Below are 24,646 nucleotides of genomic sequence, written 5' to 3' on the forward strand. Positions count from 1 at the left end.
CAGTCGGCGGGGTGCGCGGCGGGAGAATGGAAAAAACGGTGTTTCGAACCCCCATTTCCCCTTAAGATTCCTCGACTTCCGGGCGTGCCGCGCCCAAGAGCTGGTACGCCTCCCGGAGGTCGCGGCCCTCGTAGACATGGGTGGCCCGCTCGGCCAGGTACGGGCGCGCGTTGACCGCGACCGAGCGCGGCACCACCTCGAAGAGCACCGCGTCGGTCATGGAGTCCCCGTACGCGACGCAGGCGCTGCGGCCCACCCCGAACCGCGCGCACAGCTGGTCCGCGACCTCCACCTTGCGCTCGGGCGTCAGGATCCCGGTCACGTCGACGGGCCGGGTGAAGGGCACCTCGGGAAAGACCGAGCCGTGAGCGGCGTGCGCGCCCCACTCCAGCAGCAGTTCCACGAAGAACGAGGGGGACAGCGAGATCACCGCGCAGTAGTCACCGCGGCCCCGGATCTCCGTCCAGACCTCCTGGATCCCCGCCAGCCACGGTGCCCCGTCGAAGGCCGCCCGGACGTGCGCCGGCGTCAGCTCGGCCCACAGCTCCCGGGCCGCCACCGAGAACTCGTGTGGGCCGATCTTCCGCGCGCTGAAGGCCTGCTCCAACGCGGCGATCTCGGTGTCCACCCCGAGCTGCCGGGAGATCTCCACCGGCGCGGCCGAGCCGTACATCAGGGTCCCGTCGAGATCGAACAGGTGCAGCGAAGTCATAACCGCCGAGGCTAGCGGCTCCGTTCCGCCGGGGCACTCCCTCGGCGGCCGCCGGAGAAAGGGCGGGCCCTGAGGCGCGGCCGCGGCCGGCGCGGTGGCCCAGCCATGTTTCACGTGAAACAGGCCATGTGCGACACGAGCGGAGGCGGGCAACACCCCGTGCGCGAGACGGGCGTGTGTGAAACGAGCCGGTGTTTCACGTGAAACATCGGCTGACGGATCTCCGAATTCCCTGGACTCCTCCCGAGCCGGTGATCCACTCTGGGCCGGTGACACCACCACAGCTCATCGACCTGCCGATCCGCACACTGACCATGGCAGATCTCCGGCACTGCGCCGACCTGTCCGAGGACCGCGGCTGGCCGCGCGAGGACCACAAGTGGGGGCTGCTCCTCACCGCCGGCGACGGCTACGGCATCGACGCCCCCGACGGCCAGGGGCTTGCCGCCGCCTGTGTCGTCACCCGGTACGGAGACACCGGCGTGAAGCCCGATCTCGCCGCCATCGGAATGGTCCTCGTCGCCGACCGGTACGCCCGCAAGGGCCTGGGCCGGCGCCTCATGAGGCACGTGTGCGACGACCTGCTCCCCGGCGTCCCGCTCACCCTGCACTCCACCCCCTACGGACGCCCGCTCTACGAGGAGCTCGGCTTCGGCGTCACGGGCCGCGCGGAGATGCTCCGAGGCGCCTTCCGCCCCGAGCAGGACGGCCCGGCCGACGGCCCTGCCGGGGCCCGTGTCCGGCCGGCCGCCGCCGAGGACCTCCAGGGAATCGTCCGGCTGGACACGGAGGTGTTCGGGACCGACCGGACCCACCTCATCACGCGGCTCCCGGCATTCACCGACAGGCTGCTCGTCGCCGAGGACCCCTCCGGTGCCCTCATCGGCTACGCCGCGATCTGGCCCAACATGGACACCCATGTCGTCGGCCCCCTGATCGCCCGCGACACCGCCGTCGCCAAGGCCCTGGTCGCCGCATTGGCCGCGGGCACCGACCGGGACCTGCGCACCGATGTGGATGTGCGCCACGAGGAACTCCTCACGTGGCTCAAGGCGCGCGGCATGGAGTCCGTGGCCTTCAACGCCGTCATGACCCGAGACATCCCAGGCCTGCCCGGCGACTGGTCCCGCCGCTGGGCGCCGCTCACCGTCGCCGCCGGCTGAAACGAGGACACCTGCCCATGACCGACGCACCCGAGCTGACCATCCGTCCGGCCACGGAGGCCGACCTTCCCGAGATCGTCGCCATGCTCGCGGACGACCCGCTCGGCGCCACCCGCGAGTCACCCGACGACCTGACCCCGTACATCGCGGCCCTGAAGCGGCTGACCGACGACCCCCACCAGCACCTCGTCGTCGCGGTCCGCGGCGACCGCGTCGTGGGGACGCTCCAGCTCACGATTGTTCCCGGACTGTCCCGCAAGGGCGCCACCCGTTCCATCATCGAGGGCGTCCGGGTCCACGCCGACGAACGCGGCAGCGGCCTGGGGACCCGGTTCATCGAATGGGCCGTCGAGCGGTCCCGGCAGGAGAACTGCCGGCTGGTCCAGCTCACCTCGGACGTGACCCGCACCGACGCCCACCGGTTCTACGAGCGGCTCGGTTTCACCCCCTCCCATGTGGGGTTCAAACTCGAGCTCTGAGCAGCCCCGGAGCGGGCCGGGCCGCTGTCGGTGGCCCGGCCTACGATCGGGAGGATGAGCCGCAGCCTCCCCCTCATCACCACCGCCGAGCGCCGCCGCCGTCTGGGCCGGCGGCACCGTCTGGCTCCCTCCGCCCGCGCCCGAACCACAAGCCAGGCCGCGGACGCCGTCGTCGCCCTGCACGCCACGGACGCCGCGACCGTGTACCTGTCCGTCCGGGCCCGGCTTGCCGAGGGCGGGCCCGACACGGTCGAGCAGGCCCTGTACGAGGACGTCAGCGTGGTCCGCATGCTCAGCATGCGCAACACCCTCTTTGCCGTCTCGGCGGGCTTCGCCCCGTACGTGGACGCGGCCACCGCCCGGGGAATCGCGGTGAAGGAACGCAGGACCCTCCTCAAGCACCTGGAGGAGGACGGCCGGGGCCTCGACGCCGACTGGCTGGCGCATGCCGAGGCCGCCGCCCTCGAGGCGCTCGACGCCCGGGGCGCTTCCACGGGCGGCCAGCTCTCCGCGGCGGTACCCGCCCTGCGGCAGAAGATCACCATCGCCCGGGGCAAGAAGTACGAGGCCGAGACCGGCGTGGCCACCCGCGTCATCCGCCTCCTGGCCGCCGACGGCCGCATCCGGCGGGACCGGCCGCGCGGGACCTGGACCTCCAGCCAGTTCCGCTGGGTCCACACCCAGCCCTGGCCCTCCGTGCCCGTCGCCGAGGCGCGGGCGGAGATCGCCCGCCGCTGGCTCCACGCCTACGGCCCGGCCACCGAGGCGGACCTCAAGTGGTGGACCGGCTGGAGCCTCACCGACGTACGCACGGCGCTGGCCGCCGTGGGGCCCGAGCAGGTCCGCCTCGACGACGGCGGAACGGGGCTCGTCTGCCCGGGTGACACCGGGTCCGAGCCGGCCCCTGAACCGTGGGCCGCACTGCTGCCCGGCCTCGACCCCAGCGCCATGGGGTGGGCGGACCGGGGCTTCCACCTCGACCCCGCCCACCGTCCCGCCCTGTTCGACTACGCGGGCAACATCGGGCCGACCGTGTGGTGGAACGGCGAGATCGTCGGCGGCTGGGCCCAGCGTCCTGACGGGGAGATCGTCTGGCGGCTGCTGGGCAGCCCCGGCCGGGCCGCCGAGGAGGCGGTCGCGGCCGAGGCCGCCGCCCTCGCCGACTGGGTGGGCGACGCCCGTGTCACCCCCCGCTTCCGCACCCCGCTGGAGCGCGAACTGGCCGCCTGAACACCGCGGCCGAAGGGGCACGGCCCGGAGGCGTCAGCCGATGCCCCGCCAGCCCTGCGGGTCCACCCCGCCGGGCACCGGGGCGCCAGGGTCGTAGGGCTCGCGCGTGAAGACGAACGAGGCGAGGTCGAGGTGGCTCACGGAGCCGTCCTCACGCCTGACCGCCCGCAGCGTCTCGCCCGCGTAATACCCCGTCAGACCGGTCCAGCTGCCGTCCGGCTCGGCACGGAAACGGGCCGCCCGGCCGGTGGCCCCGACCGGGCTCAGTTCCAGGGACCCGTCCCAGTTCAGCCGGAGGACCTGCGCCGAAGTACCCCAGTACCAGGGGCCGCACAATTCCAGCGGCACCTGGTCGTCCTCCTTGAACGGGCGCCACGGCTCGGGGATGCGCGGCTCCGCCTCCGCGACGATCGCGATGAGATCGGTGGCCACCGTCGAGGCCGGCAGGCCCGACGTGCAGTTCGACAGTACGACCGCGGCCACGTCGTCCGCCTCGCTGAACCAGAGTCCCGCGACGAACCCGGGCAGCGAACCGCCGTGCCCGGCCAGCCGGCGCCCGCCCTGGTCCGCCAGCTGGAGGCCGAGCCCGTATCCGAGTTCGGCCATGCCGGGCTCCGGAGGAGCCGCGGAGGTGCGCATCTCCCGTGCGCTCTCGGCGCTCAACACCCGGTCGTCGCCCCGCATCAGCAGCCGCGCGAACCGGGCCAGGTCACCGGTGGTGGACCACAGCTGACCGGCCGCGGCCATCAGCCCCAGGTCCTCGGACGGCTCCGGCATCATCACGTCCGCCCACGGGTGCACCGCCCAGCCGCCCGCGTGCGGGGCCTGCGGCTGCGCGCTCGTACGGTTCAGGCCCAGCGGTTCCAGTACCTCGGCGCGCAGCACCTCCTCCCACGGCTTCCCGCGGAGCGCCTCGACGAGCGAACCGAGCAGGGTGTAACCGGGGTTGGAGTAGTGGTGCCGGGTACCCGGCACGTGCCTGAACGGCTCGGCCCCGAGCACGTCGGCGAGCTCCGGCCGCAATGCGGCCGACGAGCGCTCCCACCACTCACCGGGAGTCTCCGCCCCGAGACCGGAGGTGTGCGCCAGCAGCTGGCCGATGGTCACCTCGTCCGCACCGCTGCCGGGGAGGTGCTTGCCCAGCGGGTCCGACAGGTCCAGCAGGCCTTCGTCCCGCAGCCGCATCACCAGGACGGCGGTGAAGGTCTTGGTGATCGACCCGATCCGGTACTGCACGTTCCCGTCCGGTCCGTGGCCCTCGACGGAGGTCCGGGAGCCCTCCCAGACCACCTCCCCGCCGCGTACGACGGTCGCCACCAGCGAAGGGGTCCGCCCCTCGCGCTGTGCGACGGCGATCCGGTGCCGGAGGGCACGCCGGGTGGCGGGGAGCAGTTCCAGGTCTTCAGAGAGCGCGTCCATGATCGGATGCTACGTGTTGGCCATGTCCACGAACCGCGAATAATGGCCCTGGAAGGCGACCGTGATGGTGGCCGTCGGACCGTTTCGGTGCTTGGCGACGATGAGGTCCGCCTCGCCGGCGCGGGGCGATTCCTTCTCGTACGCGTCCTCGCGGTGCAGCAGGATCACCATGTCGGCGTCCTGTTCGATCGAGCCGGATTCACGCAGGTCGGAAACCATCGGCTTCTTGTCGGTGCGCTGCTCGGGACCACGGTTCAGCTGGGAGAGCGCGATCACCGGCACCTCCAGCTCCTTGGCCAGCAGCTTGAGGTTTCGGGACATGTCGGAGACCTCCTGCTGGCGGCTCTCGGGACGGCGCGAGCCGCCCGACTGCATCAGCTGCAGGTAGTCGATGACGACGAGCGAGAGGTCGTTGCGCTGCTTGAGCCGGCGGCACTTGGCTCGGATCTCCATCATCGACAGGTTGGGGGAGTCGTCGATGTACAGCGGGGCGGCCGAGACGTCCGGCATCCGGCGGGCGAGCCGCGTCCAGTCGTCGTCGGTCATGGTGCCGGAGCGCATGTGGTGGAGCGCCACCCGGGCCTCCGCCGAGAGCAGACGCATGGCGATCTCGTTGCGGCCCATTTCGAGGGAGAAGATGACGCTCGGCAGGTTGCTCTTGATCGAGCAGGCGCGGGCGAAGTCCAGCGCGAGCGTCGACTTGCCCATGGCGGGTCGGGCGGCGATGACGATCATCTGGCCCGGGTGCAGGCCGTTGGTCAGGGAGTCCAGGTCGGTGAACCCGGTCGGGACGCCCGACATCTGGCCGGAGCGCGAGCCGATCGCCTCGATCTCGTCGAGCGCGCCCTCCATGATGTCGCCGAGCGGCAGGTAGTCCTCGGAGGTCCGCTGCTCGGTGACGGCGTAGATCTCGGCCTGGGCGCTGTTGACGATCTCGTCGACGTCTCCGTCCGCCGCGTAGCCCATCTGAGTGATCTTCGTGCCGGCCGCGACGAGGCGGCGCAGGACGGCCCGCTCGTGGACGATCTCCGCGTAGTACTCGGCGTTCGCCGCGGTCGGTACGGACTGCACCAGGGTGTGCAGGTACGAGGCGCCGCCGACCTTGCTGATCTCGCCGCGGCGGGTCAGCTCGGCGCCGACCGTGATCGGGTCGGCGGGCTCGCCCTTCGCGTACAGGTCGAGGATGGCCTGGTAGATCGTCTCGTGCGAGGGGCGGTAGAAGTCGTGCCCCTTGAGGACCTCGACCACGTCCGCGATCGCGTCCTTGGACAGCAGCATGCCGCCGAGCACGGACTGCTCGGCGTCCAGGTCCTGCGGCGGGACGCGCTCGAAGCCGCCCCCTCCGCCGTCCCAGGAGCCGCCCTCGCGGCCCCGGTCCTGCTGGTCGTCCCCGCGGCCGCGGCCCTCGCCGCTGCGACGCGGACGGGCGGGCAGACGGTCACTGGGACCGCTGTCGGCCCAGGGGTCGTCCATGGGCTCGGGCATGCTCACCGGGCCGCCTCCTCCGTCCGCGAACGCGGACCCTCGCCGTGGCACTCTTTCTACGCCACGGCTCTGACATATGGGACACCCGAAGCGGCTCTGGGCGCGTCGGGCAACGCACAACGGTAGGGCCGCGAGCGGCGTCAGCCAATCTTGTTATCCACAGGCTGTGTGGATGAGATGTGGACGACCGAGCCAATGCTGTGGGTAAGTCGCCCGAAGCTGTGCACAGAGCGGGGGACGACGCTGTGGACAAAATCACCTGACCCACCCGCGCACCCCCTTTGACCTGGACTTTCGCTACCCGCTGAGCCCGGGGAAGAAAATTCTTGGCCACTGTCTCAAGATCGCCCCCGACGGGCCGGAAAGAACGCCCAAGTCAGCGGCTTAGTAAGGGTCCTAAGGGCCTTGCATCCATTACCTGTGGAAGATTAGATTGAGCACATGACACAGGCCTCCACCACCACGAAGACGACCGCGAAGCGGTACGACCGCGAGATCCTCGCGCTCGCAGTGCCGGCCTTCGGCGCACTCGTGGCCGAGCCGCTCTTCGTGATGGCCGACAGTGCCATCGTGGGACACCTCGGCACCCCCCAGCTGGCCGGCCTCGGCATCGCGGCGGCGCTGCTCACCACCGCCGTGAGCGTCTTCGTCTTCCTCGCCTACGCCACCACCGCCGCCGTGGCCCGGCGCGTCGGCGCGGGCGACCTCCCGGCAGCCATCCGGCAGGGCATGGACGGCATCTGGCTCGCCCTGCTGCTCGGCACCGCCGTCCTCGTCGCAGTCCTGCCCACCGCCCCCGGCCTGATCTCCCTCTTCGGGGCCTCGGACACCGCCGCGCCGTACGCCGTCACCTACCTGCGGATCTCGGCGCTCGGCATCCCCGCGATGCTCGTGGTCCTGGCGGCCACCGGCGTCATCCGCGGCCTCCAGGACACCCGCACCCCGCTCTACGTGGCCATCGGCGGCTTTGCCCTCAACGGCGCCCTCAACGTGGCCCTGGTCTACGGCGCGGGTCTCGGCATCGCGGGCTCCGCCTGGGGCACGGTCACCGCCCAGTGGGCCATGGCCGGCGCGTACCTCTTCGTGGTCGTCCGAGGCGCCCGGCAGCACGGCGCCTCTCTGCGGCCCGACGCGGCGGGCATCCGCGCCTGCGCCCAGGCGGGAGTGCCGCTGCTGGTCCGCACCCTGTCCCTGCGCGCCATTCTGATGATCGCGACAGCCGTGGCGGCACGGCTGGGAGACGCCGACATCGCCGCCCACCAGATCCTGCTGTCCCTCTGGAGCCTGCTCGCCTTCGCCCTGGACGCGATCGCCATCGCCGGCCAGGCCATCATCGGCCGCCACCTGGGTGCCGGTGACACCGAGGGGGCCCGGGCCGTGTGTCGCCGGATGCTGTTGTGGGGGGTCGTCACCGGCGTCGTGCTGGGCCTGCTGGTCGTCCTGGCCCGTCCGGTGTTCATCCCGCTGTTCACCAGCGACCCGGCGGTGGAGAACACCCTGCTGCCCGCCTTGCTGGTCGTGGCCCTGAGCCAGCCCGTCTGCGGAGTCGTCTTCGTCCTGGACGGAGTGCTGATGGGGGCCGGTGACGGCCGGTACTTGGCGTGGGCGATGCTGTTGACCCTGGCCGTCTTCGCGCCGGCCGCGCTCCTGGTCCCGGCTCTCGGCGGCGGTCTGACCGCGCTCTGGTGGGCCATGACCCTGATGATGCTGGTCCGGATGGTTACCCTCCAGCTCCGCGCCCGTTCGGGCCGCTGGCTGGTCGCAGGAGCGACCCGATAACGGCCGCCGATGTTTCACGTGAAACAGGAGGCAGCCCCGCGTGAAACCGGAGGCATTTCACATGGACGGCAGGCCGTTTCACGTGAAACATCGGGCGTCTTCACCTGGGAGCAGGCCGTTTCACGTGAAACATCGCCTCCCGGGAACGACGAAGGGCCGCACCCCGGAGGGTGCGGCCCTTCATGCGCTGCCCTTAGGCGGCGACGACCTCGATGCCCACGTTCGCGACGACCTCGGCGTGCAGACGCACGGAGACCTGGTACGAACCGAGGGTCTTGATCGGGGAGCCCAGCTCCACGCGACGCTTGTCGACCTTCGGGCCACCGGACGCCTCGACCGCGGAAGCGATGTCGGCCGGGGTGACGGAACCGAAGAGGCGACCGGCGTCACCCGCGCGGGTGGCCAGACGGACCTTCACGCCCTCGAGCTTGGCCTTGACCTCGTTGGCCTGCTCGATGGTCGCGATCTCGTGGATCTTGCGGGCGCGGCGGATCTGCGCCACGTCCTTCTCGCCACCCTTGGTCCAGCGGATCGCGAAACCACGCGGGACCAGGTAGTTGCGAGCGTAACCGTCCTTGACGTCGACGACATCGCCGGCGGTGCCGAGGCCAGAGACCTCGTGGGTCAGGATGATCTTCATTAGTCGGTCACCCTTTCCTTATCGCGCGGTGGACGTGTAGGGCAGCAGCGCCATCTCACGGCTGTTCTTGACGGCCGTGGCGACGTCACGCTGGTGCTGCGTGCAGTTGCCGGTAACGCGGCGGGCACGGATCTTGCCGCGGTCGGAAATGAACTTCCGCAGCATGTTCGTGTCCTTGTAGTCCACGTACGCGGTCTTGTCCTTGCAGAACGCGCAGACCTTCTTCTTAGGCTTGCGCACAGGCGGCTTCGCCATTGTGTCTCTCCTGTGTGATCAAGAAGTTTGGAAGGAGCTGCCCTAGAAGGGCGGCTCGTCCGAGTAGCCACCGCCGGAACCGCCGGAGCTTCCGCCCCAGCCGCCCCCGCCGCCGCCCTGCTGGCCGCCGGCCGGCGCACTGGACGCCCACGGGTCGTCGGAGGGAGCTCCGCCGCCCTGGGGACCAGTGCTGGGGGCTCCGCCCCAGCTTCCGCCGCCGCCCTGCTGCTGACCGCCGCCGCCGTATCCACCCTGGCCACCGCGACCGGTGGTCTTGGCGACCTTGGCCGTGGCGTTCTTGAGGCTGGGGCCGACTTCCTCGACGTCCAGCTCGTAGACCGTGCGCTTGACACCCTCACGGTCCTCGTAGGACCGCTGCTTCAGCCGGCCCTGCACGATGACGCGCATGCCTCGCTGAAGGGACTCGGCGACGTTCTCAGCCGCCTGCCGCCACACCGAGCAGGTCAGAAACAGGCTCTCGCCGTCCTTCCACTCGTTGGTCTGACGGTCGAAGGTGCGGGGGGTGGACGCGACACGGAACTTCGCGACCGCCGCACCCGAGGGGGTGAAGCGCAGCTCGGGGTCGTCGACGAGATTGCCGACGACCGTGATGACGGTCTCGCCTGCCATGGATGGAAACCTCTCGGCGGGGATTGCTGCTGGGCTGCTGTGCTACTCGGTCCCGATTACCGCTGAACCTGAGTTCAGTGGGTCTCGGGGCGAAGGACCTTGGTCCGGAGAACCGACTCGTTCAGGTTCATCTGGCGGTCGAGCTCCTTGACGACCGCAGGCTCGGCCTGCAGGTCGATGACCGAGTAGATGCCCTCGGGCTTCTTCTTGATCTCGTAAGCGAGACGACGACGGCCCCAGGTGTCGACCTTCTCGACCTTTCCGTTGCCCTCACGGACGACGGAGAGGAAGTTCTCGATCAGCGGGGAGACAGCGCGCTCCTCGAGATCGGGGTCGAGGATGACCATCACTTCGTAGTGACGCATGTGGAACCCACCTCCTTTGGACTCAGCGGCCACGGTCGTTCCGTGGCAGGAGGGTCGTGATGCGTGCCGCACGGCGTCCGAGAGCAGACACCGCGCAGACCGTACAGACTACCTGCTCGCCTCCTTCCGGTTGAAATCCGGCGGGAGGAGGCCACACTCTGTATGCGTCGGGTGTGCTCGGTGCCTCGCCCCCGCCCCAGGTCGGAGGCGCGCCGCGCACCGCTCTGCGTCAGCCAGGAGGTGCCTTCCGATGGCACAGGCCATGCATCGCCAGTCCCCGCCCCCGCCGATCTCGCTCTTCTCCACCGACGGCAAGTCCCATCCGGTCCAGGACACCCTGATGGTGGTCACCCTGGTCCTCGGCGCCGTGGCGTTCGTCACTGCGTTCTTCCACGATCTGCACCTGCTCACTTCCTGGGCCGGGCTGATCGGGATCGGGACCGGGCTGTACGGACAGTTCATCTCCGCCACCACCCGCGAGCGCTTCGTGCTGATCATCGGCCTAGGCGCGTCTGCCATCGGCTTCATGCTCGGAATGGCCCACGGCGGCCTCTTCGGCGGCTGGCTGGGCTGACCGGGCGACCTCCGGGACGGGGCGCCGTCCTTCCTCCGGCCCAGGCACCGGCCCGTACCGGCCTGTCCCCCAGATGGGTGGCGCCACCGTCGCAGTAGGCTTCGCGCCATAGCAGCGAAGCCGCCGGAGGAGACACCCCGCATGAGCCTGTCCCTGAGCACCATCAGCCGCGAGCAGCATCTGGCGTACCTCCAGAGCCTGCCGTCGGCTAGCCACTGCCAGGTCCCGGCATGGGCCGACGTCAAGAACGAGTGGCGTTCGGAGAACCTCGGCTGGTTCGACAAGAACGGCGAACTCGTCGGTGCCGCGCTCGTGTTGTACCGCCAGCTGCCCAAGGTGAAGCGCTACCTCGCGTACCTCCCCGAGGGCCCCGTCATCAACTGGTACGCCCCGAACCTCGAGGAGTGGCTCCAGCCGATGCTGGCCCACCTCAAGCAGCAGGGCGCCTTCACCGTGAAGATGGGCCCGCCCGTCGTCATCCGCCGCTGGAATTCGGCCGCCATCAAGGCCGGCATCCAGGACCCCGAGGTCAAGCGCCTGCGCGATGTCGAGGCCTCGTACATCGAGCCCCGCGCCTTCGAGGTATCGGACAAGCTGCGCCGCATGGGCTGGCAGCAGGGCGAGGACGGCGGTGCCGGTTTCGGCGACGTCCAGCCCCGCTACGTGTTCCAGGTCCCGCTGGCCAACCGCTCCCTGGACGACGTCCTCAAGGGCTTCAACCAGCTGTGGCGCCGCAACATCAAGAAGGCCGAGAAGGCCGGCGTCGAGGTCGTCCAGGGCGGTTACGAGGACCTGCCGACCTGGCAGTACCTGTACGAGATCACGGCTGAGCGCGACAAGTTCCGCCCGCGCCCGCTCAGTTACTTCCAGCGCCAGTGGACGGCCCTCAACTCCGAGGACCCCAACCGCATGCGGCTGTACATCGCCAAGCACGAGGGGGAGCCGCTGGCCGCCGCCACGATGCTCACCGTCGGCCAGCACGTCTGGTACTCGTACGGCGCCTCGGCCAACCACAAGCGCGAGGTCCGTCCCTCGAACGCGATGCAGTGGCGGATGCTGCGCGATTCGTACGCGCTGGGTGCCAGCGTCTACGACCTTCGCGGCATCTCTGACACGCTGGACGAGAACGACCACCTGTTCGGCCTGATCCAGTTCAAGGTCGGTACGGGCGGCGAGGCCGTCGAGTACGTCGGCGAGTGGGACTTCCCGCTCAACAAGGTGCTCCACAAGGCGCTCGACATCTACATGTCGCGCCGCTGACCCAGCTGTTTTTCGAGAGAGGTTCCGGACGGGCATGGCGCTCACGCTCTACGTCGACACCGCGCGCTGGCGTGCGCACCAGAAGCAGATCACGGACCAGTTCCCCGGTCTGATCCCGGTCTGCAAGGGCAACGGCTACGGCTTCGGCCACGAGCGGCTGTGTGAGGAGGCGACCCGGATGGGCGCCGACATCCTGGCCGTCGGGACGACGTACGAGGCCGCGAGCATCAAGGACCACTTCGGTGGCGACCTGCTCGTCCTCACCCCCTTCCGGCGGGGCGAGGAGCCGGTGCCGCTGCCGGACCGGGTGATCCGCTCGGTGTCCTCGGTCGACGGGGTCCGCGGACTGGTCGGGGCCCGCGTGGTCATCGAGTGCATGAGCTCGATGCGCCGCCACGGCATCTCCGAGCAGGACCTGGGCCTGCTCCAGTCGGCGATCGAGGACGTCCGGCTGGAGGGCTTCGCCCTGCACCTGCCGCTGGACCGCCCCGACGGCTCGGACGCCGTCGAGGAGGTCATCGGCTGGATGGACCGGCTGCGCGCCGCCCGGCTGCCGCTGCACACCATGTTCGTCAGCCACCTGCGGGCCGAGGATCTGGCACGGCTCCAGCAGCAGTTCCCGCAGACCCGGTTCCGGGCGCGCATCGGTACCCGGCTGTGGTTGGGCGACCACGACGCCACCCAGTACCGGGGCTCGGTCCTGGACGTCACCCGGGTCGCCAAGGGCGACCGCTTCGGCTACCGCCAGCAGAAGGCCGCCTCGGACGGCTGGCTGGTCGTGGTCGCGGGCGGCACCTCGCACGGAGTGGGCCTGGAGGCCCCCAAGGCCCTCCACGGGGTCATGCCGCGCGCCAAGGGCGTCGCACGGGCCGGTCTGGCCACCGTCAACCGGAACCTGTCGCCCTTCGTCTGGGCCGGCAAGCAGCGCTGGTTCGCGGAGCCGCCGCACATGCAGGTGTCGATCCTTTTCGTGCCCTCGGACGCGACCGAGCCGAAGGTGGGCGACGAGCTGGTGGCCCACCTGCGCCACACCACGACGCAGTTCGACCGGGTGCTCGACGCCTGAGCCGCCGCCCGGGGGAGTGACCGGGCCGGCGGCCCGGTCAGTCCTTGACGTCCACCCCCCAGGCGACCCGCTGTCCTTCCGAAGGCGCCGCGTACCGCGGCGCCTTCGCCTTGTCCGAGAGGGTGAAGACGTCCTCGGCCCCGTCCAGGACACCGCCGGAGGGGTCGTCCGAGCCGTCGCGGCGGACGACGTCGCGCTCGGGCAGCAGGACGTCCCGTACGACGACGGCGCAGAGGTACAGGGTGGCCAGCAGGTGGGCGGCGATGGCCAGCTGGTAGCCCTCCACGGGCAGGCCCTGGTGCTTGTCCCCGCTGCTCGTGTAAGCGAGGTAGAACCAGATCCCCAGGAAGTACGCGACCTCGCCCGCCTGCCAGATCAGGAAGTCACGCCAGCGCGGCCGGGCCAGGGCGGCGAGCGGGATGAGCCACAGCACGTACTGGGGTGAGTACACCTTGTTGGCCAGGATGAAGGCGGCGACGACCAGGAAGGCGAGCTGGGCGAAGCGCGGGCGCCTGGGGGCCGTCAGCGTGAGCAGTCCGATGGCGAGGCACAGCAGCAGGGTCAGCCCGGTCGCGTAGGTGTTGGCACCTTCGAGGGGGTTGCCGGTGCGCTGGGAGATCAGCAGCCAGACGGAGCCGAAGTCGATGGGCCGTTCCTGGCTGAACTCGTAGAACCGCTTCCAGCCGTCCCAGGCGAAGTACATGACCGGGGCGTTCACGAGGAGCCAGGAGACGGCCGCGCCGAGGACGGCGGCGCCGTACGCCCGCCACTTCCCGGCCCGCCAGCAGAGTACGAAGAGCACCCCGAGCAGCAGGACCGGGTAGAGCTTGGCCGCGGTCGCCAGGCCGATGAGCACGCCGGCGAGCAGGGGCCGGCTGCGCGACCACATCAGCATCGCCGCGGCGGTGAGGGCCACGGCCGGCAGGTCCCAGTTGATGGTGGCGGTGAGCGCGAAGGCCGGTGCGAGGGCGAGGAGCAGGGCGTCCCACGGCCTGCGGCGGTGGGTGCGGGCGACACAGACGGCGATGACGGCGGCGCAGGCCATCAGCATGCCCGCGTTGACCATCCAGTACATCTGCTCGCGGTGCTGGATGGAGCCGGAGGTGGGCGTCATCCACGACGCGACCTGCATGAAGGCTCCGGTGAGCACCGGGTACTCGAGGTACTGCATGCCCCCGTACTTGGGGTCGGTCACGATGTCGGGGAACTTGTCGAGGTACGGCACCATGCCCTCGGCGAAGCCGCGGGCGGAGTACAGGTGCGGGATGTCGGAGTAGCAGGCGTGGGTGTACTGCGAGGCCGCCCCCCGGAACCAGGCCCAGTCGTAGCAGGGCATCTTCTGCACCATGCCCAGCGCGAACATGCCGAGGGCCACGAGGACCACGACGCGGACCGGGTTCAGCCAGTGCCCGCCCAGCCGGGCGTGGCGGCCGGCCGGTCCCCCGATGAACTCGCTGCCGGCGGTGGCGACCTCGTCCTGCTGCGTGGGCGGTACGGGCCGGTCCTCGTGCACCTTGGTCATGGCGCCCATCCTGCCGTACCGCGCCGCGCACGGGGGAGGGCCGCCGCACGGTGTGCGACGGCCCTCCGGGTGGGGACGGGGGCGGGATCAGCCGGAGGCGCCCATGATGCTTCCCCAGCTGGTCGACCCGCCCGGCCGGCCGGGGCGGGGGGTGGTCGGGGACGGCATCGTGCTGGTGCCGCCGTCCGGGAAGCCGCCGGTGGTGGTTCCGCCGTCGGCTCCCTCGTTCTGACCGCCGGTGACCGTCGGGTCGCAGTTCAGGTTCCAGTGCCTCGGCTTGCAGGACGGCTTGCCGTTGCCGGACGGCGACGGGGACACCGACGGAGAGGTGCTGGGCGAGGGCGATGCCGAGACGGAGGGCGACGGTACCGCCGAGGGCGTGGGCTGCGGGGCTCCGGCCGCGTCCGCGATGACGCCGGTGTCCTCGGCCTCCGGGAAGTCCTTGACCGGGGTGCCCTTGAGTGCCTCGCGCATGTACTCGGTCCAGATGGCCGCCGGAATGTCACCACCGTGGATGGAGTCGACCCCGCCCACGTGGTTCATGGACATGAGCTCCTTGTTCTTGGAGGTCGGGTCGTTGCGGAAGAGGGTGACCGAGGTGGACAGCTCGGGGGTGTAGCCGACGAACCAGGCCGACTTGTTCTGGTCGGTGGTTCCGGTCTTGCCGGCCGCGGGCCGTCCCAGCTTCTTCGCCTTGGTTCCGGTGCCGTTCTCGACGACGTTGCGCAGCACCTTGGTGATGTTGTCCGCGATGGAGTCGTCCATGGCGCGGGACTCCTTGGGCGGCTCGAAGCCGGGCACCACCTTGCCGTCCTTGACGACCTTCTTCACGGAGAAGGGCTCGCGGTGGGTGCCGGAGGCGGCGAAGGTGGCGTAGGAGTCGGCCATGCGGATGGCGCTGGGCGTCGAGGTACCGAGGGCGAAGGAGGCGTTGTTGTTCTTGTCCATCGACTCCTCGAGGATGCCGGTGGACTTGGCGACCTCGCGGACCTTGCTGTGGCCGACGTCGAAGACGAGCTGGGCGAACGGCACGTTGATGGACTTCTCCATCGCCTCGTTGAGGGTCACGTAGCCGTAGGGGTACTCGCTCTCGTTCTTCTGACGGAACGGCGTGCCGTCGTTGGCGAGCAGCGGCTTGCCTTCCCGGTTGTTGATCACGGTGAGGTCGTTGGCGTTGTACTTGCTGTCGACCGAGATGCCCGAGCCCTTGGAGTTCTGCGTGCCGTACTGCATGGCGGCCGCGAGGACGTACGGCTTCCAGGTCGAGCCGACGGGGACGCCGGAGGTGTTGGCATTGTTGGCGAAGTACTTGTGGTCCCAGCCGGGGCCGCCGTACAGGGCGACGATCGCGCCGGTCTTCACGTCCACGGAAGCGGCACCGACCTGTACGAAGGTGTCGTACTGGGGCCGCTTCTTCTCGTCGAGGAAGTCTTTGCGCGTGTCCTCGACCGCCTTGACCAGGGCGTCCACCCTGGGCTTCTCGAACGTGGTGGTGATCGTGTAGCCGCCGAGCGCCATCTTCTCGGCGGTGATGCCGGTGGTCTTCATGACGTACTGCTTGGCCACCTCGACCAGGTAGCCCGTCTGGCCGGACATGCCGCGGGCCTGCTCGGAGTCCACCCGGGCGGGGAACTCCCGGTACTTGTCCCGCTCGGACTGCGCCATGCGCCCCACCGCGACCTCGCGGTCGAGCACCCACGCCCAGCGGAGCCGGGCGCGCTTCTCGTTGGCCTCCGGGGTGGCGGCCGGGCCGATGCCGCCGTCGGGGTTGTAGAGGTTGGGGCCCTTGAGCATGGCGGCGAGGAAGGCGCTCTCGGACGGGTTGAGGTCCTTGGCGTCCTTGCCGAAGTAGGCGCGGGCGGCGGCCTGGATGCCGTAGGCGTCGCGGCCGTAGTACGCGGTGTTGAGGTAGCCGGCGAGGACGACGTCCTTCTCCTCGGTGACACCCAGCTTGATCGCGATGAAGAGCTCGGTGACCTTGCGCTTGAGGGTCTGCTCGGAGTCGAGGTACGTGTTCTTGACGTACTGCTGGGTGATGGTCGAGCCGCCCTGGGTGGAACCGCCCGTGGCCATGTTCACCACGGCCCGTGCGATACCCATCGGGTCGACGCCCTTGTCCGTCTCGAACGACTCGTTCTCCGCCGCGATCACCGCATTCCGCATGGACAGGGGAATCTGGTCGATCGGGATGATCTGCCGGTTCGTGGTGCCGCCGGTAGCGACCATCTGGGTGCCGTCCGCCCACTGGAAGACGTTGTTCTGCGCCTTCGCGGCCTTGTTCGCGTCCGGGGTGCCCACGCTGGCGATACCGATGCCGGCGCCCGCGAAGATCACTGCGAAGAAGCCCAGGAAGGTCCCGGAGACCAGCTTCCAGGACGGTACGAAACGCTCCCAGCCGACCTTGCCCGCGCGCGGGTAATCGATGAACCGGCTACTCCCCTTTCCGCCTCTGCCCCCCTTCCCACCTGCGCGTCCGTGTCCGGCCGCGCCCCGCTGGGCGGCTCGGCGGGCATCGGAACGGCCTCCGTGCGCACCGTGCTCCGCATACGGTCCGCCGGGCGGTGACGCGGGGGCGCCATGACCGGGTCCGGCGCCCCTGCCGGGGCGCTGCGATACGGCCCTGCGGGACGCGGCGCGGCCGCCGCCCTGGGGCTGCGGCGGTTTACGGCGGTGCTCGCTCATCGAACGACTACTCCTCGGGCAGGCGAGTGGCCTGGAAGCGGCAGATGATTCCGGTTCCCCCCGGTGGTCCTCCCGCACAGCCTACGCACGGCCAAAACCCAACCAGTGCCGAAGTTCACCCCAAATCAGGCAACTTGCGTCGTACGAATCGGTGATGTGACGCCGGTCACCACGTCACCGCTTGTCGCTGGGAGCGGCCCGTTCTATCGTCTGGATGTATCGAGCCGATACATCAGCTCGACATAAACTCCGGGGCAGAGAGGGGCAGGCGGATGAGCAGGCGCTCAGGCATCCTCGAGTTCGCCGTCCTCGGCCTGCTCCGTGAATCCCCCATGCACGGTTACGAGCTCCGCAAGCGGCTCAACACCTCGCTGGGAGTGTTCAGGGCGTTCAGCTACGGGACTCTCTACCCCTGCCTCAAGACTCTGGTCGCAAACGGCTGGCTGATCGAAGAACCGGGGAACGCCCCGGAAGACGCTCTCGCCGCTTCACTCGCAGGGCGCCGCGCCAAGATCGTCTACCGGTTGACGGCAGCAGGTAAGGAGCACTTCGAAGAGCTCCTGTCCCACACCGGCCCAGACACCTGGGAGGACGAGTCCTTCGCCGCCCGCTTCGCCTTCTTCGGCCAGACCGAACGAGACGTGCGCATGCGGGTACTGGAGGGCCGCCGCAGCCGGCTGGAGGAGCGCCTGGAGAAGATGCGCGCCTCGCTCGCCCGTACACGGGAGCGCCTGGACGACTACACGCTCGAACTGCAGCGGCACGGTATGGAATCCGTCGAGCGTGAAGTGCGCTGGCTCAACGAGCTCATCGAGAGCGAGCGGGCGGGACGGGATCGGCGACGATCCGGACCGCCCGACGAAACTGCAAAGTGAGGCCTGTATTTCGCAGGCCTCGTTCCGAGAACAAACAGGGAGCAACCGGAATGGGTTCGGTTCGCGTAGCCATCGTAGGCGTGGGCAACTGCGCCGCCTCGCTGGTGCAGGGCGTCGAGTACTACAAGGACGCCGACCCGGCGTCGAAGGTCCCCGGTCTGATGCACGTCCAGTTCGGCGACTACCACGTGCGTGACATCGAGTTCGTCGCCGCGTTCGACGTCGACGCGAAGAAGGTCGGCCTCGACCTCTCGGACGCCATCGGCGCCAGCGAGAACAACACCATCAAGATCTGCGACGTCCCGAACTCGGGCGTGACCGTCCAGCGCGGCCACACCCTGGACGGCCTGGGCAAGTACTACCGCCAGACCATCGAGGAGTCCGCCGAGGCTCCGGTCGACGTGGTCCAGGTCCTCAAGGACCGCCAGGTCGACGTCCTGATCTGCTACCTCCCGGTCGGTTCCGAAGCGGCCGCGAAGTTCTACGCCCAGTGCGCCATCGACGCCAAGGTCGCCTTCGTCAACGCCCTCCCGGTCTTCATCGCCGGCACCAAGGAGTGGGCCGACAAGTTCACCGAGGCCGGTGTCCCGATCGTCGGCGACGACATCAAGTCCCAGGTCGGCGCCACCATCACGCACCGTGTGATGGCGAAGCTGTTCGAGGACCGCGGTGTCCGTCTCGAGCGCACCATGCAGCTCAACGTCGGCGGCAACATGGACTTCAAGAACATGCTCGAGCGCGACCGCCTCGAGTCGAAGAAGATCTCCAAGACGCAGGCCGTCACCTCGCAGATCCCCGACCGTGAGCTCGGCGAGAAGAACGTCCACATCGGCCCGTCCGACTACGTCGCGTGGCTCGACGACCGCAAGTGGGCCTACGTCCGCCTCGAGGGCCGCGCCTTCGGCGACGTCCCGCTGAACCTCGAGTACAAGCTCGAGGTGTGGGACTCCCCGAACTCCGCCGGTGTCATCATCGACGCCCTGCGCGCCGCGAAGATCGCCAAGGACCGCGGCATCGGCGGCCCGATCCTCTCGGCCTCCAGCTACTTCATGAAGTCCCCGCCGGTCCAGTACTTCGACGACGAGGCCTACGCGAACGTCGAGAAGTTCATCAAGGGCGAGGTCGAGCGCTAGTCACCCCAAGGGTCCTCCGGACACCTGGTCTTCGACCGCTCTTCCACCGAGGGTCCCCGGACAAAGTGTCCGGGGACCCTCGGTGTGTGTGACCCTTGCCCTCATGCCCGTCGTAGGTGATCTGCGCATACTCCTGCGCCTGAGGGACTTCCGGAACCTGCTCGCCGTACGGCTGTTCTCCCAGGCCGCCGACGGCGTCTACCAGGTCGCGCTCGCCACCTACGTGGTCTTCTCCCCCGAGAAGCAGACCTCTCCCGCGGCCATCGCCTCGGCCATGGCGGTACTGCTGCTGCCCTATTCGGTGATCGGACCCTTCGCCGGGGTGCTGCTGGACCGGTGGCGGCGGCGTCAGGTCTTCCTCTACGGCAACCTGTTGCGGGCTCTGCTCGCCGGTGTGACCGCGCTGCTGATACTCGTCCAGGTCCCCGACTGGCTCTTCTACGCCTCGGCCCTGTCCGTGACCGCGGTCAACCGCTTCGTTCTGGCCGGGCTCGCCGCGTCCCTGCCCCACGTCGTCCGCACCGACCAGCTGGTCACCGCCAACGCGCTCTCACCCACCGCCGGAACGCTCGCGGCGGTCGCCGGCGGGGGCCTGGCCTTCCTCGTCCGGATCCTGGCCTCGGGGTCCAACGCCCTCGTCGTCCTGCTGGGTGCCGCCCTCTACCTGTGCGCGGGCCTGGTCGCGCTGCGCCTGGCCATTGGCCTCCTCGGGCCCGACCACCGGAGCGGGCCCGACCATCCCTCGCTCGCCCAAGGGATCGCCCTGACCGTGCGCGGCATGGCGGAGGGCTTGCGGCACCTGGCCGGCCGCCGGGAGGCCGCGCGTGCGCTGACCGCGATGACCCTGATGCGGTTCTGCTACGGCGCGCTGACGGTGATGCTGCTGATGCTCTGCCGCTACTCCTGGTCGGACAACGAGTCCGACGGGCTGGCCCTCCTCGGGATCGCCGTCGGGGTCTCCGGGGCCGGGTTCTTCGCGGCTGCCCTCGTCACGCCCTGGCTGGTGAACCGGCTCGGACCGCTGGGCTGGATCGTCGTCTGCTCGGCGGTCTCGGCCGTGCTGGTGCCCGCACTCGGGCTCTTCTTCGCGCCCGGGCCCATGCTCGCCGCCGCCTTCGTCCTCGGCCTCGCCACCCAGGGGGCCAAGATCTCCACCGACACGGTCCTGCAGTCCCGGGTGGACGACGATTTCCGGGGACGGGTGTTCTCCGTCTACGACGTGCTCTTCAACGTCGCCTTCGTCGGGGCGGCCGCGGTGGCGTCCCTCATGCTGCCCGCCGACGGCCGGTCCGTCGCCCTGCTCATCAGCGTGGCCCTGCTCTACGCGGCCACGGCAGGAGTCCTGCGGCGGGGCGGCGTTTCACGTGAAACGCCGCCCCACTGACAGCCCTGGGAGAGCCCGCGTCCATGTGAAGCAGCGATGTTTCACGTGAAACACCGCCGCAGTGGATCACACGTCAGGCCTGCGGAGCCTGATCCGCCCACCATTCCTTGAGGGCCGCGACCGCCTCCTCGCGGTCCATCGGCCCGTTCTCCAGCCTCAGCTCCAGCAGGTGGGCGTACGCCTTGCCGACCATCGGGCCCGGGCCGATCTCCAAGATCTCCTGGATCTCGTTCCCGTTGAGGTCGGGCCGGATCGCGTCCAGTTCCTCCTGCTCCTGGAGCTGCGCGATCCGCTCCTCCAGGCCGTCATAGGTCCGGGAGAGCGCATTGGCCTTGCGCTTGTTGCGCGTGGTGCAGTCCGACCGGGTCAGCTTGTGCAGCCGGTCCAGCAGCGGACCCGCGTCACGGACGTAGCGCCGGACCGCCGAGTCGGTCCACTCCCCGTCCCCGTAGCCGTGGAACCGCAGGTGCAGCTCCACCAGCCGGGACACGTCCCTGACCATGTCGTTGGAGTACTTCAGCGCCGTCATGCGCTTCTTGGTCATCTTCGCGCCCACCACCTCGTGGTGGTGGAAGGAAACGCGGCCGTCGCTCTCGAAACGGCGGGTGCGGGGCTTGCCGATGTCGTGCAGCAGGGCCGCCAGGCGCAGCACCAGGTCCGGGCCGTCCTCCTCGAGGTCGATGGCCTGCTCCAGGACGATCAGGGAGTGGTCGTAGACGTCCTTGTGCCGGTGGTGCTCGTCGCGCTCCAGCCGCAGGGCCGGCAGCTCCGGCAGGATCCGGTCGGCGAGGCCGGTGTCCACCAGCAGTCCCAGGCCCTTGCGGGGGTACGCGGACAGCAGCAGCTTGTTCAGCTCGCCCTGCACACGCTCGGCCGAGACGATCTCGATCCGGTCGGACATCGCCTTCATGGCCGACACGACCTCGGGGGCGACCTCGAAGTCCAGCTGCGCGGCGAACCGGGCGGCGCGCAGCATGCGCAGCGGATCGTCGGAGAAGGAGTCCTCCGGCGTGCCGGGCGTCCGCAGCACACCGGCGGCGAGGTCCTCCAGGCCACCGTGCGGGTCGACGAACTCCTGCTCCGGAAGAGCGAGTGCCATGGCGTTGACGGTGAAGTCCCGTCGGACCAGGTCTTCCTCGATCGAGTCGCCGTAGGAGACCTCGGGCTTGCGCGAGGTGCGGTCGTACGCCTCGGAGCGGTAGGTCGTCACCTCGATCTGGAACCCGTCGCGCTGGGCCCCGACGGTACCGAAGGCGATGCCGACGTCCCAGAGCGAGTCCGCCCAGGGCCGCATGATCTTCAGGACGGCCTCGGGACGCGCGTCGGTGGTGAAGTCGAGGTCGTTGCCGAGACGCCCGAGCAGCGCGTCGCGGACGGACCCGCCGACCAGGGCGAGGCGGAAACCCGCCTCCTGGAACCGGCGGCCGAGCTCGTCGGCGACAGGAGCGACCCGCAGCAGTTCACTGACCGCGCGGCGCTGCACCTGACTCAGGGCACTGGGGTTGTCTTCATTGGCGTTCGGCACAACAGAAAAGGGTACGTGGCCCGCCCGGCGCGGGCTCCCCCGTTTCACCGGCACCCCGCCGAGGGCCGCCCCGAAGCGGAACCGATCATGTGGAGCAAGGCGCGGCACTCGCGCACAGCGCTCCTCGTTACCATGCGTGGACGCAGAACCGACGACCACTGACACTTCGAGGGACGGGCGAACGCGTGGCCGAGGCGGCAGAAATCCAGGGGACGGCCTCCGTCCCTGCCCGGCGCCGCTGGCTGCGGCGGGCAGTCGTCCTGCTCAGCGGGACGCCGGTGCTGGCCGCCCTGGTCTACGCCCCCGCACCGGCCGCCCAGGCATCCGAGTCCTCGGTCGACGTCCAGCTGACGGAGGTGTCGCCGAGCGCTCCGGTCAAGAGCGACACGCTCACCATCACCGGCACCGTGGTCAACAACGGCTCGGAGACGATCAAGAACGCCCACGTGGGACTGCGGGTCGGGCCCAGGCTGGGTGACCGGTCGGCGATCGGTGAGGTGGCGGACCGCAAGGGCTTCCGGCCCGGTGTGGACCCGGGGGAGATCGACTCGGCCTTCGCCGTGAAGATCGACTCGCTGACCTCCAAGGTGGGCCGGCAGTTCACGATCAAGGTGCCGGTCAACAAGCTGGAGCTGGGCGCGGACGGGGTGTACCAGCTCGGCGTCTCCCTGTCCGGGTCGACCGACGGCCGCCCGCACGAGCAGGTTCTGGGCATCCAGCGGACCTTCCTGCCCTGGCAGCCGGACCCGGCCGCCAAGCGGTCCTCCCTGACCTACCTGTGGCCGCTGATCTCCACCACACATGTCACGGCGGAGACCGGCTCGGACGAGCTCCAGACCCCCGTCTTCCTCGACGATTCCCTCGCCGAAGAGCTGCGGCCGGGCGGCCGGCTGGAGCGGATGGTCGCGCTCGGCAAGGACCTGCCGGTCACCTGGGTCATCGACCCCGACCTGCTCACCGCGGTCGACGCGATGACCAAGGGCTATCGCGTCCGCAGCCCCGACCCGAACGGCAAGCCCGTACAGGGCAGGAACAAGGCCGTCGCCGAGCAGTGGCTGAGCGCCCTGGAAACGGCCGTACAGGGCAAGAAGGTCGTCGCGCTGCCTTTCGCCGACCCCGACATCGCCTCCCTGGCCCACCGCGGCAAGGACGTCTCGGGCACGCTGGGGCAGCTGCGGCCGGCCACGGACAAGGCGAAGCAGGCCGTCGAGACGGTGCTGCACGTCACCCCGTCCACCGACTTCTCCTGGCCGGTGGACGGTGCCATCGACCCGTCGATCGTGAACGTCGCCACCTCGGCCGGCGCGCACCACGTCCTCGCCCGCAGTGACAGCCTCCAGGAGACGGGCGCCCTCGGCTACACCCCGTCGGCCGCCCGTCCCATCGGGGCGGGCACCACCGCCGTGGTGGCCGACGCGGAGCTCTCCACCGCCTTCGAGGGCGATATGGCCACCGCCGGGAACTCCACGCTCGCCGTCCAGCGGTTCCTGGCCCACAGCCTCGCCCTGAACCTGCAGAACAGCGCCGAGCAGCGCAGCTACGTGGTCGCCCCCCAGCGCCGGCCGACCGCCAGCCAGGCGGATTCGATGGCCGTCGCCCTGCGCGGGCTCCAGGCGGCCCGCTGGACCCAGCCCTCCGACCTGGAGGCGGCGGCCGCTGCCAAGCCCGACCCGGGCGCCGCGACCCAGGTACCGGGCGCGGGCGAGTACCCGGAAGCCCTGAGCAAGCAGGAGCTTCCGGTCTCCGCCTTCGAGAAGATCCGCACCACGCAGACGACCCTCGACCACTTCAAGGTCATCCTCTCGGCGCCGGACCGCGTCGAGATCCCCTTCGGCAACACCATGAACCGGGAGATGTCCACCTCCTGGCGGGGCCGCCCCGAGGAGGCCGCCGCCTACCGCGAGCAGGTCCAGTCGTACCTGGTCGGGCTGACCGACAAGGTCAAGGTCATCCCCAAGTCCAACGCCACCCTGTCCGGCCACAGCGCGACCATCCCGGTCAGCGTCCAGAACAGCCTCGTCCAGGACGTCCAGAACCTCGTACTTCGGGTGAAGTCCGCCAACCCCACCCGTCTGATGTTCGGCGACAGTGGCGAAACAGAAGAGGAAGTCACCGTTCAGGGCGGACACAGCCAGACGGTAAAGTTCACCGCCAACGCCACCGCGAGTGGTCCGGTCGAGGTCACAGCACGCCTTTTCACCAAGGACGGCGTGCCGTACGGCAAGGAACGCAAGTTCACGGTCGAGGCCACCGAGATCACTCCCACCGTCATGCTCGTCATCGCCGGCGGTGTGCTCCTCCTCGTTCTGGCGGGCATCAAGATGTACGCCAGCCGCAAGCGCGTCGCCGCACGCGCGGCCGCGGAGGAGAGCACGCAGCCGAGTGACGAGTCCACGGACACCGGACCGCAAAGCGCTGAGGGGTCCGGCACGGGTGAGACAGTGGACCGTTGAGCGATGCCGTGGCCG

The 24,646-nt window shown here is 69.8% G+C and carries 21 protein-coding genes; 11 read left to right on the forward strand and 10 right to left on the reverse strand.

What is annotated here, in order from left to right; translation table 11 throughout:
* Window positions 1–61: 61 nt before the first annotated feature.
* A complete protein-coding gene (locus ACFY7H_RS04035) occupies window positions 62–712 on the reverse strand; it encodes an HAD family hydrolase (protein WP_388932731.1) in 651 nt (216 codons plus the stop codon).
* A 314-nt stretch (window positions 713–1,026) separates the two neighbouring features.
* Here ACFY7H_RS04035 and ACFY7H_RS04040 point away from each other — a divergent pair, with 314 nt between their 5' ends.
* From ACFY7H_RS04040 to ACFY7H_RS04050, 3 genes are read left to right on the forward strand one after another with little or no spacing between them, the layout of a single operon-like run.
* Window positions 1,027–1,875, forward strand: a complete 849-nt coding sequence (locus tag ACFY7H_RS04040) for a GNAT family N-acetyltransferase (RefSeq protein ID WP_388933693.1) — start codon at window positions 1,027–1,029, stop codon at window positions 1,873–1,875.
* A 17-nt stretch (window positions 1,876–1,892) separates the two neighbouring features.
* The gene (locus tag ACFY7H_RS04045; RefSeq protein WP_388932734.1) at window positions 1,893–2,354 is read left to right on the forward strand and encodes a GNAT family N-acetyltransferase; all 462 of its coding nucleotides are present in this window, start codon (window positions 1,893–1,895) and stop codon (window positions 2,352–2,354) included.
* Between the two features lie 54 nt (window positions 2,355–2,408).
* Window positions 2,409–3,584: a winged helix DNA-binding domain-containing protein gene (locus tag ACFY7H_RS04050; RefSeq protein WP_388932738.1), complete on the forward strand. Its 1,176-nt coding sequence runs from the start codon at window positions 2,409–2,411 to the stop codon at window positions 3,582–3,584.
* A gap of 33 nt (window positions 3,585–3,617) precedes the next feature.
* Here ACFY7H_RS04050 and ACFY7H_RS04055 read toward each other — a convergent pair whose 3' ends face one another.
* Together ACFY7H_RS04055 and dnaB are read right to left on the reverse strand one after the other, a co-directional pair.
* Entirely contained in the window at window positions 3,618–5,003 is a 1,386-nt protein-coding gene (locus ACFY7H_RS04055; protein WP_388932741.1) for a serine hydrolase domain-containing protein, read from the reverse strand.
* A 9-nt stretch (window positions 5,004–5,012) separates the two neighbouring features.
* Window positions 5,013–6,476: a replicative DNA helicase gene (gene dnaB, locus ACFY7H_RS04060; RefSeq protein ID WP_388933696.1), complete on the reverse strand. Its 1,464-nt coding sequence runs from the start codon at window positions 6,474–6,476 to the stop codon at window positions 5,013–5,015.
* A gap of 453 nt (window positions 6,477–6,929) precedes the next feature.
* Here dnaB and ACFY7H_RS04065 point away from each other — a divergent pair, with 453 nt between their 5' ends.
* The gene (locus ACFY7H_RS04065) at window positions 6,930–8,267 is read left to right on the forward strand and encodes an MATE family efflux transporter (RefSeq protein ID WP_388932743.1); all 1,338 of its coding nucleotides are present in this window, start codon (window positions 6,930–6,932) and stop codon (window positions 8,265–8,267) included.
* Between the two features lie 193 nt (window positions 8,268–8,460).
* Here ACFY7H_RS04065 and rplI read toward each other — a convergent pair whose 3' ends face one another.
* The 4 genes from rplI to rpsF form a co-directional block, all read right to left on the reverse strand.
* Window positions 8,461–8,907: a 50S ribosomal protein L9 gene (gene rplI, locus ACFY7H_RS04070; RefSeq protein WP_125594108.1), complete on the reverse strand. Its 447-nt coding sequence runs from the start codon at window positions 8,905–8,907 to the stop codon at window positions 8,461–8,463.
* A gap of 18 nt (window positions 8,908–8,925) precedes the next feature.
* Entirely contained in the window at window positions 8,926–9,162 is a 237-nt protein-coding gene (gene rpsR / locus ACFY7H_RS04075) for a 30S ribosomal protein S18 (protein WP_005315025.1), read from the reverse strand.
* Between the two features lie 42 nt (window positions 9,163–9,204).
* Window positions 9,205–9,792 (reverse strand): single-stranded DNA-binding protein, encoded by a 588-nt coding sequence (locus ACFY7H_RS04080; RefSeq protein ID WP_388932747.1) that lies wholly within the window; start codon window positions 9,790–9,792, stop codon window positions 9,205–9,207.
* Between the two features lie 74 nt (window positions 9,793–9,866).
* Complete coding sequence (rpsF, locus tag ACFY7H_RS04085; protein WP_004950685.1) at window positions 9,867–10,157, reverse strand: 30S ribosomal protein S6; 291 nt, start codon at window positions 10,155–10,157, stop codon at window positions 9,867–9,869.
* A 250-nt stretch (window positions 10,158–10,407) separates the two neighbouring features.
* On the opposite strand from rpsF, the gene ACFY7H_RS04090 reads away from it, so the two are divergent.
* From ACFY7H_RS04090 to ACFY7H_RS04100, 3 genes are all read left to right on the forward strand, one after another.
* Window positions 10,408–10,731 carry a hypothetical protein gene (locus ACFY7H_RS04090; protein ID WP_388932749.1) on the forward strand — a complete coding sequence of 108 codons (324 nt, stop codon included), beginning with the start codon at window positions 10,408–10,410 and terminating at the stop codon, window positions 10,729–10,731.
* Window positions 10,732–10,872: 141 nt separating this feature from the next.
* A complete protein-coding gene (locus ACFY7H_RS04095) occupies window positions 10,873–11,991 on the forward strand; it encodes a lipid II:glycine glycyltransferase FemX (RefSeq protein WP_388932752.1) in 1,119 nt (372 codons plus the stop codon).
* Window positions 11,992–12,025: 34 nt separating this feature from the next.
* Complete coding sequence (locus ACFY7H_RS04100) at window positions 12,026–13,057, forward strand: alanine racemase (RefSeq protein WP_388932755.1); 1,032 nt, start codon at window positions 12,026–12,028, stop codon at window positions 13,055–13,057.
* 37 nt (window positions 13,058–13,094) lie between these two features.
* Here the strand turns inward: ACFY7H_RS04100 and ACFY7H_RS04105 are convergent, their stop codons facing one another.
* Window positions 13,095–14,579: a glycosyltransferase family 87 protein gene (locus tag ACFY7H_RS04105; RefSeq protein ID WP_388932757.1), complete on the reverse strand. Its 1,485-nt coding sequence runs from the start codon at window positions 14,577–14,579 to the stop codon at window positions 13,095–13,097.
* 87 nt (window positions 14,580–14,666) lie between these two features.
* Window positions 14,667–17,261 carry a transglycosylase domain-containing protein gene (locus tag ACFY7H_RS04110; protein ID WP_388932760.1) on the reverse strand — a complete coding sequence of 865 codons (2,595 nt, stop codon included), beginning with the start codon at window positions 17,259–17,261 and terminating at the stop codon, window positions 14,667–14,669.
* Between the two features lie 272 nt (window positions 17,262–17,533).
* Between ACFY7H_RS04110 and ACFY7H_RS04115 the strand changes: the two genes are divergently transcribed.
* From ACFY7H_RS04115 to ACFY7H_RS04125, 3 genes are all read left to right on the forward strand, one after another.
* Window positions 17,534–18,136 (forward strand): PadR family transcriptional regulator, encoded by a 603-nt coding sequence (locus tag ACFY7H_RS04115; protein ID WP_249766869.1) that lies wholly within the window; start codon window positions 17,534–17,536, stop codon window positions 18,134–18,136.
* Between the two features lie 50 nt (window positions 18,137–18,186).
* Window positions 18,187–19,269 carry an inositol-3-phosphate synthase gene (locus ACFY7H_RS04120; RefSeq protein WP_388932763.1) on the forward strand — a complete coding sequence of 361 codons (1,083 nt, stop codon included), beginning with the start codon at window positions 18,187–18,189 and terminating at the stop codon, window positions 19,267–19,269.
* Window positions 19,270–19,372: 103 nt separating this feature from the next.
* On the forward strand, window positions 19,373–20,653 hold the full coding sequence (locus tag ACFY7H_RS04125) for an MFS transporter (protein WP_388932765.1): 1,281 nt from the start codon (window positions 19,373–19,375) through the stop codon (window positions 20,651–20,653).
* Between the two features lie 73 nt (window positions 20,654–20,726).
* Here ACFY7H_RS04125 and ACFY7H_RS04130 read toward each other — a convergent pair whose 3' ends face one another.
* Window positions 20,727–22,178 (reverse strand): CCA tRNA nucleotidyltransferase, encoded by a 1,452-nt coding sequence (locus ACFY7H_RS04130; protein ID WP_388932768.1) that lies wholly within the window; start codon window positions 22,176–22,178, stop codon window positions 20,727–20,729.
* A gap of 185 nt (window positions 22,179–22,363) precedes the next feature.
* On the opposite strand from ACFY7H_RS04130, the gene ACFY7H_RS04135 reads away from it, so the two are divergent.
* Entirely contained in the window at window positions 22,364–24,631 is a 2,268-nt protein-coding gene (locus tag ACFY7H_RS04135; RefSeq protein ID WP_388932771.1) for a DUF6049 family protein, read from the forward strand.
* Window positions 24,632–24,646: the final 15 nt, after the last annotated feature.

The organism is Streptomyces sp. NPDC012794, from assembly GCF_042901085.1.
Taxonomy (GTDB): domain Bacteria; phylum Actinomycetota; class Actinomycetes; order Streptomycetales; family Streptomycetaceae; genus Streptomyces.

Bases quoted from the DNA above. Each gene is read 5' to 3' on its own strand.
- ACFY7H_RS04035 (WP_388932731.1), bottom strand. From the start codon at position 712: ATGACTTCGCTGCACCTGTTCGATCTCGACGGGACCCTGATGTACGGC.
- ACFY7H_RS04040 (WP_388933693.1), top strand. From the start codon at position 1,027: ATGGCAGATCTCCGGCACTGCGCCGACCTGTCCGAGGACCGCGGCTGG.
- ACFY7H_RS04045 (WP_388932734.1), top strand. From the start codon at position 1,893: ATGACCGACGCACCCGAGCTGACCATCCGTCCGGCCACGGAGGCCGAC.
- ACFY7H_RS04050 (WP_388932738.1), top strand. From the start codon at position 2,409: ATGAGCCGCAGCCTCCCCCTCATCACCACCGCCGAGCGCCGCCGCCGT.
- ACFY7H_RS04055 (WP_388932741.1), bottom strand. From the start codon at position 5,003: ATGGACGCGCTCTCTGAAGACCTGGAACTGCTCCCCGCCACCCGGCGT.
- dnaB (WP_388933696.1), bottom strand. From the start codon at position 6,476: ATGGACGACCCCTGGGCCGACAGCGGTCCCAGTGACCGTCTGCCCGCC.
- ACFY7H_RS04065 (WP_388932743.1), top strand. From the start codon at position 6,930: ATGACACAGGCCTCCACCACCACGAAGACGACCGCGAAGCGGTACGAC.
- rplI (WP_125594108.1), bottom strand. From the start codon at position 8,907: ATGAAGATCATCCTGACCCACGAGGTCTCTGGCCTCGGCACCGCCGGC.
- rpsR (WP_005315025.1), bottom strand. From the start codon at position 9,162: ATGGCGAAGCCGCCTGTGCGCAAGCCTAAGAAGAAGGTCTGCGCGTTC.
- ACFY7H_RS04080 (WP_388932747.1), bottom strand. From the start codon at position 9,792: ATGGCAGGCGAGACCGTCATCACGGTCGTCGGCAATCTCGTCGACGAC.
- rpsF (WP_004950685.1), bottom strand. From the start codon at position 10,157: ATGCGTCACTACGAAGTGATGGTCATCCTCGACCCCGATCTCGAGGAG.
- ACFY7H_RS04090 (WP_388932749.1), top strand. From the start codon at position 10,408: ATGGCACAGGCCATGCATCGCCAGTCCCCGCCCCCGCCGATCTCGCTC.
- ACFY7H_RS04095 (WP_388932752.1), top strand. From the start codon at position 10,873: ATGAGCCTGTCCCTGAGCACCATCAGCCGCGAGCAGCATCTGGCGTAC.
- ACFY7H_RS04100 (WP_388932755.1), top strand. From the start codon at position 12,026: ATGGCGCTCACGCTCTACGTCGACACCGCGCGCTGGCGTGCGCACCAG.
- ACFY7H_RS04105 (WP_388932757.1), bottom strand. From the start codon at position 14,579: ATGACCAAGGTGCACGAGGACCGGCCCGTACCGCCCACGCAGCAGGAC.
- ACFY7H_RS04110 (WP_388932760.1), bottom strand. From the start codon at position 17,261: ATGAGCGAGCACCGCCGTAAACCGCCGCAGCCCCAGGGCGGCGGCCGC.
- ACFY7H_RS04115 (WP_249766869.1), top strand. From the start codon at position 17,534: ATGAGCAGGCGCTCAGGCATCCTCGAGTTCGCCGTCCTCGGCCTGCTC.
- ACFY7H_RS04120 (WP_388932763.1), top strand. From the start codon at position 18,187: ATGGGTTCGGTTCGCGTAGCCATCGTAGGCGTGGGCAACTGCGCCGCC.
- ACFY7H_RS04125 (WP_388932765.1), top strand. From the start codon at position 19,373: ATGCCCGTCGTAGGTGATCTGCGCATACTCCTGCGCCTGAGGGACTTC.